At 70.0% G+C, this 16,655-nt stretch carries 14 protein-coding genes; all 14 read left to right on the forward strand.

Annotated elements, in window-relative coordinates:
* Nucleotides 1-50 precede the first annotated feature (50 nt).
* The 14 genes from TBR22_RS11215 to glyS all read left to right on the forward strand — a co-directional run bounded on the left by TBR22_RS11215 (nt 51) and on the right by glyS (nt 16,626).
* Entirely contained in the window at nt 51-575 is a 525-nt protein-coding gene (locus TBR22_RS11215; protein WP_239493073.1) for a gamma carbonic anhydrase family protein, read from the forward strand.
* A gap of 13 nt (nt 576-588) precedes the next feature.
* Nucleotides 589-1,959, forward strand: a complete 1,371-nt coding sequence (hisS, locus tag TBR22_RS11220; RefSeq protein ID WP_239493074.1) for a histidine--tRNA ligase — start codon at nt 589-591, stop codon at nt 1,957-1,959.
* 69 nt (nt 1,960-2,028) lie between these two features.
* Nucleotides 2,029-3,789: an aspartate--tRNA ligase gene (aspS, locus tag TBR22_RS11225; protein ID WP_239493075.1), complete on the forward strand. Its 1,761-nt coding sequence runs from the start codon at nt 2,029-2,031 to the stop codon at nt 3,787-3,789.
* A 99-nt stretch (nt 3,790-3,888) separates the two neighbouring features.
* A complete protein-coding gene (locus TBR22_RS11230) occupies nt 3,889-4,896 on the forward strand; it encodes a PhoH family protein (RefSeq protein ID WP_239493076.1) in 1,008 nt (335 codons plus the stop codon).
* Nucleotides 4,897-4,900: 4 nt separating this feature from the next.
* Nucleotides 4,901-5,377, forward strand: a complete 477-nt coding sequence (gene ybeY / locus TBR22_RS11235; RefSeq protein ID WP_239493077.1) for an rRNA maturation RNase YbeY — start codon at nt 4,901-4,903, stop codon at nt 5,375-5,377.
* Nucleotides 5,374-6,612: a hemolysin family protein gene (locus TBR22_RS11240; protein ID WP_239493078.1), complete on the forward strand. Its 1,239-nt coding sequence runs from the start codon at nt 5,374-5,376 to the stop codon at nt 6,610-6,612. The genes ybeY and TBR22_RS11240 overlap by 4 nt, the downstream gene beginning before the upstream one ends.
* Nucleotides 6,613-6,614: 2 nt before the next feature.
* Nucleotides 6,615-7,520 (forward strand): GTPase Era, encoded by a 906-nt coding sequence (era, locus tag TBR22_RS11245; protein ID WP_239493079.1) that lies wholly within the window; start codon nt 6,615-6,617, stop codon nt 7,518-7,520.
* Between the two features lie 186 nt (nt 7,521-7,706).
* Complete coding sequence (locus tag TBR22_RS11250; RefSeq protein WP_370651513.1) at nt 7,707-8,177, forward strand: (2Fe-2S)-binding protein; 471 nt, start codon at nt 7,707-7,709, stop codon at nt 8,175-8,177.
* Nucleotides 8,177-10,450, forward strand: coding sequence for a molybdopterin cofactor-binding domain-containing protein (locus tag TBR22_RS11255; RefSeq protein WP_239493081.1), 2,274 nt, complete (start codon nt 8,177-8,179; stop codon nt 10,448-10,450). Before TBR22_RS11250 ends, TBR22_RS11255 begins: the two co-directional genes overlap by 1 nt.
* Before the next feature lie 98 nt (nt 10,451-10,548).
* Nucleotides 10,549-11,175, forward strand: coding sequence for a laminin B domain-containing protein (locus TBR22_RS11260; RefSeq protein ID WP_239493082.1), 627 nt, complete (start codon nt 10,549-10,551; stop codon nt 11,173-11,175).
* A 194-nt stretch (nt 11,176-11,369) separates the two neighbouring features.
* A complete protein-coding gene (gene mgtE, locus TBR22_RS11265) occupies nt 11,370-12,740 on the forward strand; it encodes a magnesium transporter (protein ID WP_239493083.1) in 1,371 nt (456 codons plus the stop codon).
* A gap of 17 nt (nt 12,741-12,757) precedes the next feature.
* On the forward strand, nt 12,758-13,498 hold the full coding sequence (gene recO, locus TBR22_RS11270; protein ID WP_239493084.1) for a DNA repair protein RecO: 741 nt from the start codon (nt 12,758-12,760) through the stop codon (nt 13,496-13,498).
* Nucleotides 13,495-14,376 carry a glycine--tRNA ligase subunit alpha gene (locus TBR22_RS11275; RefSeq protein WP_239493085.1) on the forward strand — a complete coding sequence of 294 codons (882 nt, stop codon included), beginning with the start codon at nt 13,495-13,497 and terminating at the stop codon, nt 14,374-14,376. Before recO ends, TBR22_RS11275 begins: the two co-directional genes overlap by 4 nt.
* A gap of 21 nt (nt 14,377-14,397) precedes the next feature.
* Nucleotides 14,398-16,626 carry a glycine--tRNA ligase subunit beta gene (glyS, locus tag TBR22_RS11280; protein WP_239493086.1) on the forward strand — a complete coding sequence of 743 codons (2,229 nt, stop codon included), beginning with the start codon at nt 14,398-14,400 and terminating at the stop codon, nt 16,624-16,626.
* The last annotated feature ends 29 nt before the right edge of the window (nt 16,627-16,655 follow it).

Consider the following 16,655-nt stretch of genomic DNA (forward strand, 5'->3'; position numbering starts at 1 on the left):
GCCCGCTGCCCGGTGCCCGGTGCCCGGTGCCCGGCTATAATCACCCGTTCATGCTCCGCCCGTACCGTGGCCAATGGCCCCAGCTCGACGCGTCGGTCTTCATCGACCAGAGCGCCCAGGTCATCGGCGACGTGACGATCGGGCCGGAGTCGAGCGTCTGGATGAACTGCGTGGTGCGCGGCGACGTCCACCACATCCGCATCGGCGCTCAATCCAACGTCCAGGACGGCACCATCGTCCACGTGATGCGGGGCACGCACCCGACGACGATCGGCGACAAGGTGACGATCGGCCACGGGTGCCTGATTCACGGCTGCACGATCGACGACCGCTGCCTGATCGGCATGGGCGCCATCGTGCTCAACGGTGCGGTCATCGGCGCCGACTCGATCGTCGCCGCCGGCACGCTGGTGACCGAGCGGACGGTCGTGCCGCCGCGCTCCCTGGTGATGGGCAGCCCGGGCAAGGTCCGGCGCGAACTGACCGACGCCGAGGTGGCGTCCATCCTCGACTACGCCGCCCGCTACGTGGGCTACCGGCTCGACTACATGGCCCCAGAGGACTCCCGCGGCTGATCCGCGGTATCGCATGGCTTCCACAGCGCCTGCCCGCGGCATGCGGGACTTCCTCCCGGCCGACGTCCGTCGCCGCGCCTACGTGATTGGCGTCATCCGCGGCGTGTACGAGCGCTATGGCTTCGAGCCGCTCGAGACCCCGGCCGTCGAGAACATCGAGACGCTCCTCGGCAAGTACGGCGAGGAAGGCAATCAGCTCATCTTCAAGATCCTGAAGCGCGGCGAGCACGAGGCGTCCGGGCAGGCCGATCTCGCCCTGCGGTACGACCTCACCGTGCCGCTGTCCCGAGTGGTCGCCGAGCATCGCGGCGCGCTCCCCAGGTACTTCAAGCGGTTCCAGATCCAGCCGGTGTGGCGGGCGGATCGGCCGGCCCGTGGCCGCTTCCGCGAGTTCTACCAGTGCGACGTCGACGCGACGGGCTCCACCTCGCCCGTGGTCGAGGCCGAACTGTGCGCGGCGGCCTGCGAGGCCATGCAGGCCCTCGGATTCTCCGATGCCGTCCTGCGCCTGAACCATCGGGCGGTGCTCGCCGGCGTGCTGGACGTGGCGGGGGTGCCTGCCGACAGGCACGGCGATGCGCTGGTCGCGCTCGACAAGCTCGACAAGATCGGCCTGGACGGCGTGAAGGCCGAGTACGAGCAGCGCGGCCTCGCACCGGCCCTCGCCGACACGGTCCTGGGCATCCTGGGCGCGGCGGCGATCTCCGGGGCCGTTGCCGCCGACAACGAAGCGGCCTTGAGCCGGGTGGAGGCGTTCGTCGCCGGCCACGAGGCGGCGACGGCTGGCATCGCGACAATGCGCGAGGTGCTGTCCCTGGCGGCGCACACGCCGGCGGCGGGGCAGTTGCGCGTCGACCTGAGCCTGGCGCGGGGGCTCTCGTACTACACGGGCTGCATCATGGAGATGACCGTGCCCGACCTGGCGGGCAGCCTCGGCGGCGGTGGGCGGTACGACAACCTGGTGGGGATGTTCCTCGGGCAGCAGGTGCCGGCCGCCGGGTTCTCGCTGGGCCTCGAACGCATCCTCGTGGTGATGGGCGAGCGGGGCATGTTCCCGGCGCACATCGCGGCGACCGCGGCCGACGTGCTCGTGGCGCAGTGGAATGCGTCCTCGGCCGGCGAGGCGCTGGCCCTGGCGCACGCCTTGCGGCGACATGGCCTGCGGGTCGAGGTCTACCCCGACGCCGACAAGCTGGGCAAGCAGTTCAAGTACGCGGCGTCCACGGGCGTGCCGCTCGTCGTGATCGAGGGCGAGGACGAGAAGGCGGCCGGTGAGCTGACGGTCAAGGACCTGCGCAGCGGCGAGCAGCGGCGGCTGCCGCGTGCCGATGCCGGTCCGCTGCTGCGCGACCTCCTCACGCCCGCCTCCTCAGGGAGCCTGTAGGCTGTACCTGTACCTGCAGGCCTGTCGCCTGCTTCCGGCCGGGCAAACCCGGCCGCTACGATTGCACCAATGGATCTTCTCGGCGAACTGTACAGAACCCACACCTGCGGCCAACTGCGGACCGAGCACGTCGGCCAGGAGGTCGTGTTGCTCGGCTGGGTGCACCGCGTCCGCGACATGGGCGCGGTCATCTTCCTCGACATCCGCGACCGTCACGGCGTGACGCAGGTGGTCACCGAGGCCGAGCCGATCCTCGGGCAGGCCAAGAAGCTCAAGACCGAGATGGTCGTGGCCATCCTCGGACAGGTGGCGCCACGGTCGGCAGAGACGGTGAACGACAAGCTCGACACCGGCCAGGTCGAGGTCCGGATCGGCGAGTTGCGCGTGCTCAACGACGCCAAGCGCCCGCCGTTCTCCATCGCCGACGAGTCGTTCGTCGCCGAGGACACGCGCCTGCGCTACCGCTACCTCGACCTCCGTCGCCAGCGGATGCAGAAGAACATCATCCTGCGGCACAAGCTGACGATGGCGATCCGGCGGTATTTCGACGCCAACGGGTTCCTGGAGATCGAGACGCCGATCCTCACCAAGAGCACGCCGGAAGGCGCCCGCGATTACCTCGTGCCGAGCCGCGTGCACCCGGGCGAGTTCTTCGCGCTGCCGCAGTCGCCGCAGATCTTCAAGCAGATCCTGATGATCAGCGGCCTGGATCGGTACTTCCAGATCACCAAGTGCTTCCGCGACGAGGATCTGCGCGCCGACCGGCAGCCCGAGTTCACGCAGGTCGACGTCGAGATCTCGTTTGCGTCGCAGAAGCTGGTGTTCTCGCTCATCGAGCCGCTGATCAAGGAGATCTTCGCGGTCGCCGGCATCCAGATCGACACGCCCTTCCGGACGATGCCGTACGCTGAAGCCATGGCGAAGTACGGCTCCGACAAGCCGGACCTCCGCTTCGGCATGGAGATCCAGGACCTCGGCGCGCTGTTTGCCGACACGCCGTTCGGCCCGGTCCGCGAGGCGCTGGCCAGCGGCGGGGTGCTGCGTGGGCTGGTCGTGCCCGGCGGCGCGAAGATTTCGCGCGCCGAGGTGGACAAGATCGTCGCCGAGGCCATCGAGATGGGGGCGGGCGGCCTGCTGTGGGCCCGGCAGACGGAGAAGGGCCTCGCCACGTCGGCCAAGGCGATGGGTGAGGAGGCGCTGACACGTGCGCTCGAGGCCACCGGCGCCGGGACCGACGGCCTGCTGCTGATGACGGCCGGCACCGAGGCGCAGGTCTCCAAGCTGCTCGGGGCGCTGCGGCTGTCGCTCGCAAAGCGCTTCAACCTCGTGGATCCGGCGAAGTTCGAGTTCCTGTGGGTGGTCGACTTCCCGTTGTTCGACTGGGACGAGGACGAGAAGCGCTGGGTGGCGATGCACCACCCGTTCACGTCGCCGTCCGACGCCGACCTGCCGCGCATGACCGAGGCGCCGGGCGAGTGTGTCGCCAAGGCGTACGACCTGGTGCTCAACGGCAGCGAGATCGGCGGCGGGAGCATCCGTATCCACGACCCCGAGATCCAGCGGCAGCTGTTCCGCCTGCTCGGCATCAGCGACGAGGACGCCAAACTGCGCTTCGGCTTCTTCATCGACGCGCTCGAGTACGGCACGCCGCCCCACGGGGGGATCGCGCTCGGCCTGGATCGCATCGTGGCACTGCTGGCCGGCGAGCCGTCGATCCGCGACGTGATTGCGTTCCCGAAGACCGCCGCGGCCGTCGACCTGATGTCGGATGCGCCGTCCACGGTCGACGCGCGACAGTGGAAGGAACTGCACCTCAAGCCGCTTGCCTGACCGCAGGCGGCATGCTAGCGTCGACCCCGCGCCACAGGTGGGCAGGCACGGGGCGGCGCTGGCCGCCACGGTAAAGCCGGCTCTCCGAGCCCGGCCGTCTTGCAGGAGAACATCGGTATCGCCATCCCGGCCCCGCGCTCCATTCCGGTCCCCGATCAGGGCGTCGACGTCCTGTTCGGCGCCTACGACGACAACCTGCGCCTGCTCGAAGACCTCTTCGGCGTGAGCGTCCGCACCAGCGGGCACGAACTCGTCGTGGACGGCGCCTCCGAGCGCCTCGACCGCGTTGAGGCGTTCGTCGGGCAGTTCGGCGCGCTGCTGCGCGATGGCTACCGGTTCGCGCGTGGCGAGGTCAAGGACGCGATGCGCCTGGCCGCCGAGCATCCGGACCTGGATCTCCGCGATCACTTCCTGAAGGGCAGCGTGCGGGCGTCGGCCAAGCGACAGGTCGTGCCCAAGACGCCGACGCAGCGCACCTACCTCGAGGCCATCGAGAAGCACGACATCGTCTTCGGTGTCGGCCCGGCCGGCACCGGCAAGACGTACCTGGCGATGGCACAGGCGGTGGCCAGCCTGCTGGCCAAGAAGGTGAGCCGGATCGTGCTCACGCGTCCGGCGGTCGAGGCCGGCGAGAAGCTCGGCTTCCTGCCCGGCGACCTGCAGGAGAAGGTCAACCCGTACCTGCGGCCGCTCTACGACGCGCTGTACGACATGCTCGAGGCCGACAAGGTCGAGCGCCTGCTCGAACGCGGCACCATCGAGGTCGCGCCGCTGGCCTTCATGCGCGGGCGCACGCTCAACGACGCGTTCGTGATCCTCGACGAGGCGCAGAACACGACCTCAGAGCAGATGAAGATGTTCCTCACCCGCCTGGGTTTCGGCAGCAAGGCAGTGGTGACCGGCGACATCACGCAGATCGACCTGCCGTACGGCCGGCCGTCGGGACTGATCGACGCGATCCGCATCCTCGACAAGGTCGAGGGCCTCGCCTTCGTGCACTTCACCGACCGCGACGTCGTGCGGCACAAGCTCGTGCAGTTGATCGTCCAGGCCTACGCGGCCCAGGAAGCCGGCGGCCCGGGCGCCCCCGGCAACCCGCGGGCCTGACGCCATGGACGCGGACCCTCCGACCCTGGACATCACCGTGTGCACGCGCGCCGGCCGCCCGGCGCGTGCGCCTGGCCTCGCTCGGTGGCTCGCCGCGACGGCCCCGGTCCGGGCGCGCGGCACCGTGACCCTGGTGCTGATTGGGGATGCGGCCATGCGCCGCATGAACCGCGACTGGCGCGGCAAGGACTACGCGACCGACGTCCTGTCCTTCCCGGCCGACGACGACGGGCCGCGCCTGCGCGGGCAGCAGCGGCATCTCGGCGACATCGTCATCGCGACGGGCGTCGCGAGGCGCCAGGCGCGCGAGGCCGGGCACGCGTACGGCACCGAGCTGAAGGTGCTCGCGCTGCACGGCCTGCTGCACCTGCTCGGCTACGACCACGAGACCGACCAGGGACGGATGCGGCGCGTCGAGGCACGGCTGCGCCGCAAGGGCGGCCTGCGCGCCGGCCTCATCGAGCGGGAGTCGCGCGCGTGATCCCGCTGATCGTGTTCCTGCTGGCCTGCCTGGCCGTCTACCTCGGCACCGTGCTGGCCGCCTTCAGCGCGATCATGCGCTTCTCGCTGCGGCTGCTGGCCGAGAGCTCGAGCGGATCGGGCGACGTCCTGACGACGTTCCTCGAGGACCCCCCGGCGTTGTTCTTCCCGGCCCGCGTGCTGCTCGGCATCGACACGGTCATCGTCGCCGTGCTCCTCGCGCACGTCGAGGGCGTGGGGCGCACCGATCACGGCATCTGGGTGTTCCTGGTGTCGATGATCCTGTTCGTGGTGGTGTGCTTCCTGGTGCTGCCGCAGGTGATCGTCCGCCGGAACCCCCAGCAGGTGCTCACCCTGCTGCTGCCGTCCTTCACGATCATCGCCCGGGCGTTCGCGCCGCTCACGACGCTGGTGGCGGGCGCCGACGGCGTCGCCGATCGCCGCGCCGACGGTGACGAGCCGCCGGCCGAGGAGGTGCAGGCGGCCACGCCGGGCGAGGACGCGCCGGAAGCCGCCGAGGAGGAAGAGGACGCGCGCGAGCTGTTCCGGTCGATGGTGGGTTTCCAGGACCGTCTCGTGCGGGAGGTCATGACCCCGCGCCCCGACATCGTCGGCATCCGTGCCGACGCGACGCTCGGCGACCTGCGGGCGCGGCTGCGCGAGTCGGAGTACTCGCGGCTGCTCGTGTATCGCGAGAGCCTCGATGACGTGGTCGGGTTCGTGCACTTGAAGGACGTCTTCCTCAAGGGCGCCGAGCAGGCCGACGAGGCGTCCTTCGAGGCGCTGGTGCGTCCGGCGCACGCGGTGCCGGAGACGCGCCGGGCCAACGACGTCCTGAAGGACCTGCAGCGGGCGCGCACGCAGACCGCGCTGGTGGTGGACGAGTACGGCGGGACGGCGGGGCTGGTGACCGTGGAGGACCTCGTCGAGGAGCTGGTCGGCGAGATCCGCGACGAGTACGACGTCGAGGCGGATCCCATCGTCGAGGAGCCCGACGACACCTGGGTGTTCAGCGCCAAGGTGGACATCGACGAACTCACCGAACGGCTCGGCGTCGACATCGAGCGCGAGGGATTCGAGACGATCGGCGGGTACCTGCTGAGTCGCCTCGGCCGGGTGCCGCTGGCCGGCGAGCACGTCGTGGAGGACGGCCTCGACATCGAGGTGCTCGAGGCGGAGCGGCGTCGGGTGCTGAAGGTGCGAGTCCGGCGCCTGCCGGCGGAAGGGGAGGCGTAGCCATGCGGTCCGGATTCGTGTCGTTGCTCGGACGCCCCAATGCGGGCAAGTCGACGCTGCTGAACCGGATGGTCGGCGCGCACCTGGCCATCGTCTCGGACAAGCCGCAGACGACCCGCACCCGCATCCTCGGGGCGAAGAACCTGCCGGACGGCCAGATCCTGTTCCTGGACACGCCCGGCGTGCACCGGCCGATGCACCGCATGAACGTCCGGATGGTGGACGCGGCGATTGGCGCGGCGCGCGAGGCCGACGTCGTGGCGCTGGTGGTGGATGCCTCCGAGGACGTGGGCCGGGGCACGGAGTTCCTGCTCGGGCTGCTGCCGCAGATCGCGCAGCCGGTGGTGCTGGTGCTGAACAAGATCGACCGGCTGAAGAAGCACAAGCTGCTGCCGGTGATCGAGTGGTTCAGCGGCAAGCACGCGTTTGCCGACGTCGTGCCGGTGTCGGCCGCGACCGGCGACAACGTCGAGGCGCTCGAACGCGTGCTGTTGTCGCACCTGCCCGAGGGGCCGCCGCTGTACCCGGAGGACTACCTCACCGACCAGTCGGCGCGGTCGCTGGCGGCCGAGATGGTGCGCGAGCAGGTGCTGCAGCACACGCGCGCCGAACTCCCGTTCACCACCGCGGTCGTCGTGGACCGCTGGGAAGAAGACGAGGAGGACGAGGAGGCGCCGCTGGCCATCTACTGCAGCATCCTCGTCGAGGAACCGTCGCAGAAGCCGATCATCGTCGGCAAGGGCGGCGAGATGATCAAGGCCATCGGCACCGCGGCCCGCAAGCAGATCGAGGCGTTCTTCGAGCGGCGCGTCTACCTGGACCTGCACGTGAAGGTCAAGGAGGACTGGCGCGAGAGCGACAGGACCCTCGACGAACTCGGGTTGCCGCAGACCAAGCGGAAGAAGTGACGCTCGACGCCTGACGCGTGGCCGCTGAACCGCGACACCCACGAAATCCGGAAACTGGCCGGCAGAAATGCAGCGCGAGGGGGGGGGCGCGACCCGTCGGAGGTCCGGACCGCACCTCGACGGGCTAAGATATCCGCAGTTCCCAGCAGCCCGGGTGGAGCCCCGTATTCGAATGCAGGAGTGTCGCTGATGAAGTATTCCCTCGTCGTGAATGGCGAGCCGCGCGCGGTCGATGTTCCCGAGCGCATGCCGCTCTTGTGGGTGCTCCGGGATGTCCTGGACCTGAAGGGCACGAAGTTCGGCTGCGGGGTGGCCCAGTGCGGCGCCTGCACGGTGCTGATCGACGGTCAGCCCATGCGTTCGTGCATCGTGGACATCTCCTCGGTCGGCACGGCCGCGGTGACGACCATCGAGAGCCTGCCGCGCGACGGGTCGCATCCGCTCCAGCGCGCCTGGATGGAACTCGACGTCCCGCAGTGCGGCTACTGCCAGGCCGGCCAGCTCATGGCGGCCTCGGCGCTGCTCAAGGAGACGCCGAACCCGACCGATGCGCAGATCGATGCGGCCATGGAGGGCAACTTCTGTCGCTGCGGCACCTACATCCGGATCAAGCAGGCCATCAAGGCGGCGGCCGCGGCTGGCAGGAGGGCGGAGTAATGGTGCCATCACCGAAGGCTCTCGACAGGCGTGCGTTCCTGCAGGTGTCGGCGCTGGCCGGCGGCGGCCTTCTGATCGGCCTGTCGGGCGCGGGCGTCGCCGCGCAGGGACGCCAGGGCGGTCCGGGCGCGTCGGCGGAGTCACTCGCGCCGAACACCTACATCACCGTCAACCCGAACAACACGTTCACGATCATCTCGAAGAACCCCGAGACCGGACAGGGCATCCGGACCGCACTGCCGCAGATCATCGCCGACGAGTTCGGCGTCGAGTGGGCGCAGGTGACGCTGAAGCAGGCCGATCTCGACCCGAAGTACGGCGCACAGTTCGAGGGCGGTAGCCGGGCGATTCCGTCCAATTACCAGAACATGCGCCTGGTGGGGGCCGGCGGCCGCCTGATGATGCTCGCCGCGGCCGCGCAGCAGTGGAACGTGCCCCAGGCCGAACTGACGGCGAAGGCCGGCGTGGTGACGCATGCGGCGAGCAAGCGGACGGCGACGTACGCGTCGCTGGCGTCCGTGGTGGCCACGCTGCCCGTCCCCGAGAAGGCCTCCATCGAGGCCGCCCTCAAGAACCCGCGCGACTTCACCATCGTCGGCAAGCGGATCCCCGGCTACGACAACCTCGACATCGTGACCGGGCGTCCGGTGTTCAGCATCGACGTCGCGTTCCCGGGCATGCTGCACGCCGTGTTCGTGAAGTGCGACGTCTTCGGCGGGAAGGCCGTCAGCGCCAATCTCGACGAGATCAAGAAGCTGCCCGGCATCCGGCACGCCTTCATCGTCGAGCCTGCCGGGCAGGGCAACAACTCGCTGGCCTCGGGCGTGGCGATCGTCGCCGACCACTGGTGGCTGGCCAACGACGCGCGCTCGTCGCTGAAGGTGGTGTGGGACGAAGGCGCGGTGGCGACGCAGAGCAGCGCCGGCTACCTGGCGCAGGCGCGCGCCCTGGCGGCCAAGGCGGCCACTGCGCCTCTGCCGGCGCCGGTGGCACCGCCGGCCCCCGGCGAGCGTCCGACCGGCCCGCCGCGCGCCGTGATCGGCGACGTCAACGCGGCCTTCAGCACCGCGGCCAAGACCATCGAGGCCGAGTACTTCTTCCCGCTCTTGTCGCACGCGCCGCTCGAGCCGCAGAACGCCACGGCGCACTACCACGACGGGAAGCTCGAGATCTGGTCGCCGAGCCAGATTCCGTCCAAGCAGAACCCGGCGCTTGGCGCCGGCATTCCGCCCGAGAACATCACGTACCACCTCGTGCGTGCGGGTGGAGGTTTCGGCCGACGGCTCGTCAGCGACTACGACGTCGAAGTCGCCCGGATCGCCCGTACGGTGTCCGAGGAGCGGGTGGCCGCCGGGCTGCCGACGGTCCCGGTCAAGCTGCTCTGGTCGCGCGAGGACGACATGGCGCACGACCAGTACCGTCCGACGGGGTACCACTTCTTCAAGGCGGGCCTCGATGCCAACGGCAAGCTGATCGCCTATCGCGACTTCGTGGCCAGCACGAACTCCGTGGTGCCGGCCAACGAGTTCCCGCGCGGCTTCGTCGAGAACGTGTTGATCACGTCCGAGAACGTGGTGCCGTTCGGCATTCCCGTCGGCGCCCTCCGCGCCCCACCCACCAACGGCATCTCGTTCGTGAAGCAGGGCTTCATCGACGAGGTCGCCGTCGCGGCCGGCAAGGATCCCCTGCAGTACCGCATCGACCTGCTGAACAACCCGGTCGGGCCCGGGGCGACGGGCGGGTTCAACCCGGTGCGTGCGCGCGGCGTGCTCGAAGCCGTGCGGGCGATGTCGGACTGGGACCGTCGAGGCTCGCTGCCGAAGGGCACCGGCAAGGGCGTGGCGTTCCAGTACGCCCACGCCGGCTACGTCGCGTATGTGGTCGAGGTGTCGGTCGACGCGAAGAAGGCCATCAAGGTCAATCGCGTGTGGTGCGCGGTGGACGTGGGGCGCCAGATCGTCAACCCCAGTCACTCCGAGAACCTCGTGCACGGCGGGTTCATCGAGGGCATGAGCCACCTGATGTCGTGGACGATCACCATCGACAAGGGGCGCGTGGTGCAGAAGAACCTTGACGAGTACCAGCCGGCGCGCATGCCGCACGCCCCGGCCAGCATCGAGGTCAAGTTCCTCGAGACCGACTTCGATCCGACGGGCTTGGGCGAACCGACGATGCCACCCGCGGTTCCCGCGATCACCAACGCCATCTTTGCGGCGACGGGCGTGCGCATCCGGTCGCTGCCGCTCGAGGCGCAGGGCTTCAGCTGGACGTAGGCAGGTCGGCGGCCGTCCGCGTTCGGCCTTCGGCCTTCGGCATCAATCCTGGACCGATCCACGGGTCGGTTCAGGATTTCTCGTTTGTGCACCGTCGCATGCCTTCCATTCGAACGACTGTCCCGGTTGCCGGCCTGCTCGCCGGCATCCTCGCCGGTGTGATCGCCGGTGCCGGACACCTGCACTCGCAGGCAAGCACCCTCGTCGCCCATGGGTTCGACGGCACCACGCACGGCTGGTCCGTGTCTGGCGATACCGGCGCTGTCCAACCGCAACTGCACGCGGCGGGCGGCCACCCCGACGGCTACATCTCCCACGTGGATGAAGCGCTGGGGGAGACGTGGTACTTCAGCGCCCCCGAGAACGTCCTGCGGGTGCTCGCGTCGGCCGAACACGGCGCGCTTCGCTACGACCTGAAGCAGTCGGCCGACATCGTCGGCAACTTCGAGGACGACGTGGTGGTGGTCGGACCGGCGGGCCGGATCTCGTACCGGTTCCCGGAGTCGCCGGGCACGGACTGGCGAACGTTCACGGTCTCCTTCACGGCCGGCAGCGGCTGGCGCTGGAACTGGAACGCACCGGCCACTCAGGCGCAGATCCGCAGCGTGCTGACCAGTGCGACCAGCCTCGAAATCCGCGGCGAATATCACACCGGTCCCGACGAGGGCGCGCTCGACAACGTCGTCATCACGAACGCACCGACGACGGTCACGTCGAGGCCCTGACGCGTTCTCGCGGTTGGCTGAGGTGGCTCCGTTGCGCAGACGCGAGGGCCGACGATGTGCCGCCGACTGCCTTCCCGACTGCCGACTGCCGACTGCCCACTGCCGTCAGTTGTCCTCCCCCGTGATACCTTGACCCGATCAGTGTGGGCCCGGGCGTCGTGGTGACGCCCCGTGGCGCGCGCGCCCTCCCCTCCATGCCGCAGCGCAAGATCGACGTCGTGCTCGCCTCCGTCAAGAGGCTGATCCGCGTCGGGGCGAGCGCCAACCTGCTGAACCTGCTGCAGAAACAGCACCCGGCCGACCTGGCCGGCGTGCTCGGCGAGCTGCCCGACCGCGATCGGCAGACCGCCTTCGACGTCCTCCTCGACCGCAGCCCGCGGCACGCCATGGAGGCCCTGAGCGAGCTCGGGCCCGAGATCGGCGCGCATCTGCTCGAAGGGCGCTCGGCCGAGGAGATCGCCCGGTACGTCCAGGAACTCGAGTCCGACGACGCGGCGGCCATCATCGAGGCGCTGCCCGAGGAACTCTCGCGCAGCGTGCTCGACCTGATGCGCGGCAAGCAGGACACCGAGGTCGAGGAGCTCCTCGAGTACCCGGAGTACACCGCCGGGCGCATCATGAACCCCAACGTCTTCGCCCTCTCCGAGGAGTTGACGGTGGGCGAGGCGATCACCGAACTGCAGTCGGCGCGCGACGTCGAGATGGTGTTCTACCTGTACACCACCGACGAGCGGAACCACCTGGTGGGCGTCACCTCCCTGCGGCGCCTGCTCCTGGTGGCGCCCGAGACCCCCCTCAAGCGCATCGCCGGCGGGGAAGTCCTGAGCGTGCGGGTCGACACCGATCAGGAAGAAGTGGCGCGGCAGGTGGCCTCGTACAACCTGCTGGCCATCCCGGTCGTCGACCTCGAGAACAAGCTTGTCGGCGTGATCACGGTCGACGACGTGATCGACGTCATCAAGGACGAGGCCACCGAGGACATCTACCGCCTGGCGGGCGTGTCGTCGGACGACAGCGTCTTCTCGCCGGCCCTGAGCTCGTTGCGCAAGCGGCTCCCGTGGCTGTACGTGAACCTGGCGACGGCGTTCCTGGCGGCGGCGGTCGTCAAGATGTTCGAGGCGACGATCAGCCAGGCGACGGCGCTGGCCGTGTTCATGCCGGTCGTGGCGGGCATGGGCGGCAACGCCGGCACGCAGACGCTCACCGTCATCGTCCGGGGCATCGCGCTCGGCGAGCTGACGTTCGTCAACTCGAAGAAGGCGCTGTTCAAGGAAGCGCTGGTCGGGCTCGGCAACGGCGTCGGCATCGGCGTGGTCGCGGCCGGGGCGGCGTGGCTGGTGCAGGGGGACGGGTGGCTGGGGATGATCCTGGCGCTGGCCATGATCATCAACATGTTCGTGGCGGCGACAGCGGGCACGCTGGTGCCACTCGGCCTGCGGGCGCTCAAGATCGACCCGGCGCTGGCCTCCTCGGTGTTCATCACGACCCTCACCGACGTGTTCGGGTTCTTCGCCTTCCTCGGCCTGGGGCACGTTTTCCTCAAGTATCTCGGCGGGGCGGGGTAGAATACCGGACTGGCCGCATGCCGCTGCACACCGGCGAGGCGCTCGTCCTGCGAACGTACCGGCTCGGGGAGAGCGACCGGCTCGTGGTGCTGCTCACGCGGGACCGTGGGAAGAAGCGCGGGGTGGCCAAGGGCGGCGTCCGATCGCGCCGGCGGTTCGGCGGGGCCCTGGAGCCGTTCACCCACGTGCGGGTGGCCTACCAGGAGCACGAGCAACGCGAGCTGGTGCGGCTGGACTACGCCGACGTGCTCGGGTCGCCGATGACGATTGGCGGCGAGGCCTGCACCTACGCGAGCTACTTCGCGGAGTTGCTGGACGAGTGGGCGCCCGACAATCACCCGGAGGAGCGGTTGTACCGCCTCGGGGTGGCGGTGCTCGAGGCGCTCGAGTCGGGCGTGGCGGCCGACCGGACGGCGCGGTACTTCGAGTACTGGCTGTTGCGGCTGCAGGGGGTGTACCCCTCGATTCAGGCGTGCCCGCAGTGCGGGGCGCCGTTGCGCGGCGGGGCGGTGCTCGAGCCCCGGTCGCACTGGTTCCTGTGCCGGCAATGCGCCTCGCATGCCCAGGGCGTGTCGATGCCGGCCGCGGCGCTGGAGTTCCTGGCCGAGGCGGCGCACGTCGCGCCCGGTCGGCTCGGCGACCTGACCATCCCGGGCGAGGCGCTCGGGCCACTGGCGGCGGCGCATCGCCTGTTGCTGGTGTGGCACCTCGATCGCGAGCCGCGCGCGGCTCGTGTGCTGCGTGAGATCAACCCGTGACCTTTCAGGACCTCATCTTCAAGCTCTCGCAGTACTGGGCCGCGCAGGGGTGCCTGCTCCAGCAGCCCCTCGATCTCGAGGTCGGCGCCGGCACGATGTCGCCCGAGACGTTCCTGCGGGTGCTCGGGCCGCAGCACTGGAACGTCGCCTACGTGCAGCCCTCGCGCCGGCCGGCCGACGGCCGCTTCGGCGAGAACCCCAATCGCCTCTACAAGCACCACCAGTTCCAGGTGATCCTGAAGCCGGCGCCCGACGAGGTGCAGTACCTGTACCTCCAGAGCCTCGAGGCCTGCGGCATCGATACGCGGGCCCACGACGTCCGGTTCGAGGAGGACAACTGGGAGTCGCCGACGCTCGGCGCGTGGGGCATCGGCTGGCAGGTCCTGTTCGACGGCCTGGAGATCACGCAGTTCACCTACTTCCAGCAGGCCGGTGGCCTCGAGTTGTCGCCCATCTCCGCTGAGCTGACCTATGGGCTCGAGCGCCTCGCGATGGTCCTGCAGAAGGTGACCAACGTGTACGACCTCGAGTGGGCGCCGGGCGTGAAGTACGGCGACGTACGCCACCGCGACGAGGTCGAGCAAAGCAAGTACGCGTTCGGGCAGGTCGGGATGGGCGGCGAGGCGTTCGCCGCGTTCAACCGCGACCTGTTCGACAAGCACTACGCGATGTCGCAGGGGCTCATCGGCGACGGCCTGGTGCTGCCGGCCCTCGAGCACTGCCTGAAGTGCTCGCACCTGTTCAACACGCTCGATGCCAGTGGCGGCATTGGGGTCACCGAGCGCACGGCCTACATCCTGCGCGTCCGCCAACTGGCCGTGGCGATCGCCCGCGCATATGCGGGGGCCGACGCCGAGGCTCCCGTCGCCGGCGCCTAGCCGAGAGGACTCGACCACCGGATGGATCGCGAACTTCTGCTCGAGATCGGCTGCGAGGAACTCCCCGCGTCGTGGCTGCCGGGCCTCACCGAGCAACTGGCGCAGCGGCTCGGGCAGCGGCTGAAGGACTTCCGCCTCACCACCGACGGCCCCGTCGAGAGCAGCGCGACGCCGCGCCGCCTCACGGCGCATGTCACGCGCCTGTCGGAGCGACAGAGCGACCTGGAGGAGAACGTCAGCGGCCCGGCCGTCTCGGCGGCCTTCGGTCCGGACGGCGCGCCGACGCCGGCCGCCGTCGGCTTCGCGCGCAAGCACGGCGTGGAGGTCGGCGAACTGCAGCGCGTCACCACCCCGAAGGGCGAGTACCTCTCGGTGGTGCGACGCGAGCGGGGCAAGGCGACCGTCGACGTGCTGCCCGACGTCCTGGCGGCGACGCTGCGCGACCTGGCCTTCCCCAAGCAGATGCGCTGGGACGCCTGGCTCGACGACGGCAAGGGCGAGTTCACGTTCGGCCGCCCGGTGCGCTGGCTGCTGTTCCTGTTCGGGGGCCGCGTGGTGCCGTTCGTCATCCGCCGCAACCCGGGCGCCCAGTCCAACCTGGTGCAGGACATCCGGACCGGGCCGCTCACCTACGGGCACCGGTTCCTGGCCCTGAGCGGTCGCCCCGGACGGTCGGTCAAGGTGCGCAGCGTCAGCGACTACAAGCAGCGGCTCGGCGAGCACTTCGTCCTGCTCGAGCACTCCGAGCGGCACGATCGCCTCGTGCGCGAGCTCGACGCGCACGCGCGGCGCCTCGGCGGCCGTGTCGCGTCGCAGCCGGCCCTGCTGCACGAAGTCGCCGACCTGGTCGAGTACCCGTCGGTGGTCGCGGGCGTGTTCCCCCCCGAGTTCCTCGCGCTCCCCGACGAGGTGCTCTCGACGACGATGATTCACCACCAGCACTACTTCCCGGTGCTGGACGAGCAGCAGAAGCTGTTGCCCGCCTTCCTGGCGGTGACCAACATCGAGGTGGAGCAGCCGCAGAAGATCGCGATCAACGCCGAGCGCGTGCTGACGGCCCGCCTGCGTGACGCCCGCTTCTTCTGGGATGCCGACCGTCGTGCGCCGCTCGAGGCCAAGCTCGCGCGCCTCGACACCCTCCTGTTCCACAAGGCGCTCGGCAGCTACGCCGCCAAGGCGCAGCGTCTCGAGCAACTCGCGCGCTGGATCGTCACCGAGGCCTTCGGCGGCACGGCGGCGCAGGCCGACGCGGCGGCCACCGCGGGGCGGCTCGCCAAGGCGGACCTGACCACCGACATGGTCCGCGAGTTCACCGAGCTGCAGGGCCAGATGGGCGGCATCTACGCCCGCGAGGACGGCCTGGGCGAGGCCGTCTGGAAGGCGATCTACCACCAGTACCAGCCGCTCGGGGTCGAGGCGGCGCAGCCGCCGACCGCCGCGCACCTCGGCGAGGCCGCGATCACCTGGGCCGCCGTGACCGTGGCCGATCGGCTGGACACGCTCGTGGGCCTCTTCGCCGCGGGCGAGGTGCCCACCGGCACGCGTGATCCGTTCGCGCTCCGTCGTGCGGCGCAGGGGCTCGTCAAGGTGTTGGTCGATCTGCCCGAGGTCGGGGGCGTGACGCGCCCGGTGGCGCTGGACGCGCTGGTCGCGCAGGCGCAGGCCGGCTACGCGGCGCAGGGCGTCGTCAAGGACCCGACGGCGAAGGCCGACGCGCTCGGGGCGTTCGTCGTCGATCGCCTGCGCTTCCTGTTCGAGAAGCGCGGCTACAAGCCCGACGAGATTGCGGCGGTGCTGCCCGAGGGGCAGGGCCTCGCCGGCCTGTCGCCCCTCTCGGCCAAGCAGCGGCTCGATGCGCTGCGTGCCGTGCGGCCGTCGGCCGACTTCGAGCCGTTGGCCATCCTCTTCAAGCGCGCCAGCAACATCGTCAAGGACGTGCCGCCGGCCGACCCGCAGCGTGACCTGTCGGGCATCCGGGCGGCGCTGCAGGAACCCGCCGAGCAGGCCCTCGTCGACGCGCTGGAGTCGCGCCGGGCGAGCATCGCGGCGGCAGTGGGGCAGGCCGATTACGTGCGTGCCCTGCAGGAGGTCGCCGCGCTGCGGCCGGCCGTGGACAAGTTCTTCACCGATGTCTTCGTGATGGCCGACGACGCCGCGTTGCGGCAGGCCCGCCTGGGGTTGCTGGCGGTCCTGCGCGACACGGTGCGGGCCATCGCGGACCTGTCCTCCATCGCGGGGCCCCAGGCCTGATGCGCCCCGCCTTCACCCACGCACAACAG

Source organism: Luteitalea sp. TBR-22 (assembly GCF_016865485.1).
Lineage (GTDB): Bacteria > Acidobacteriota > Vicinamibacteria > Vicinamibacterales > Vicinamibacteraceae > Luteitalea.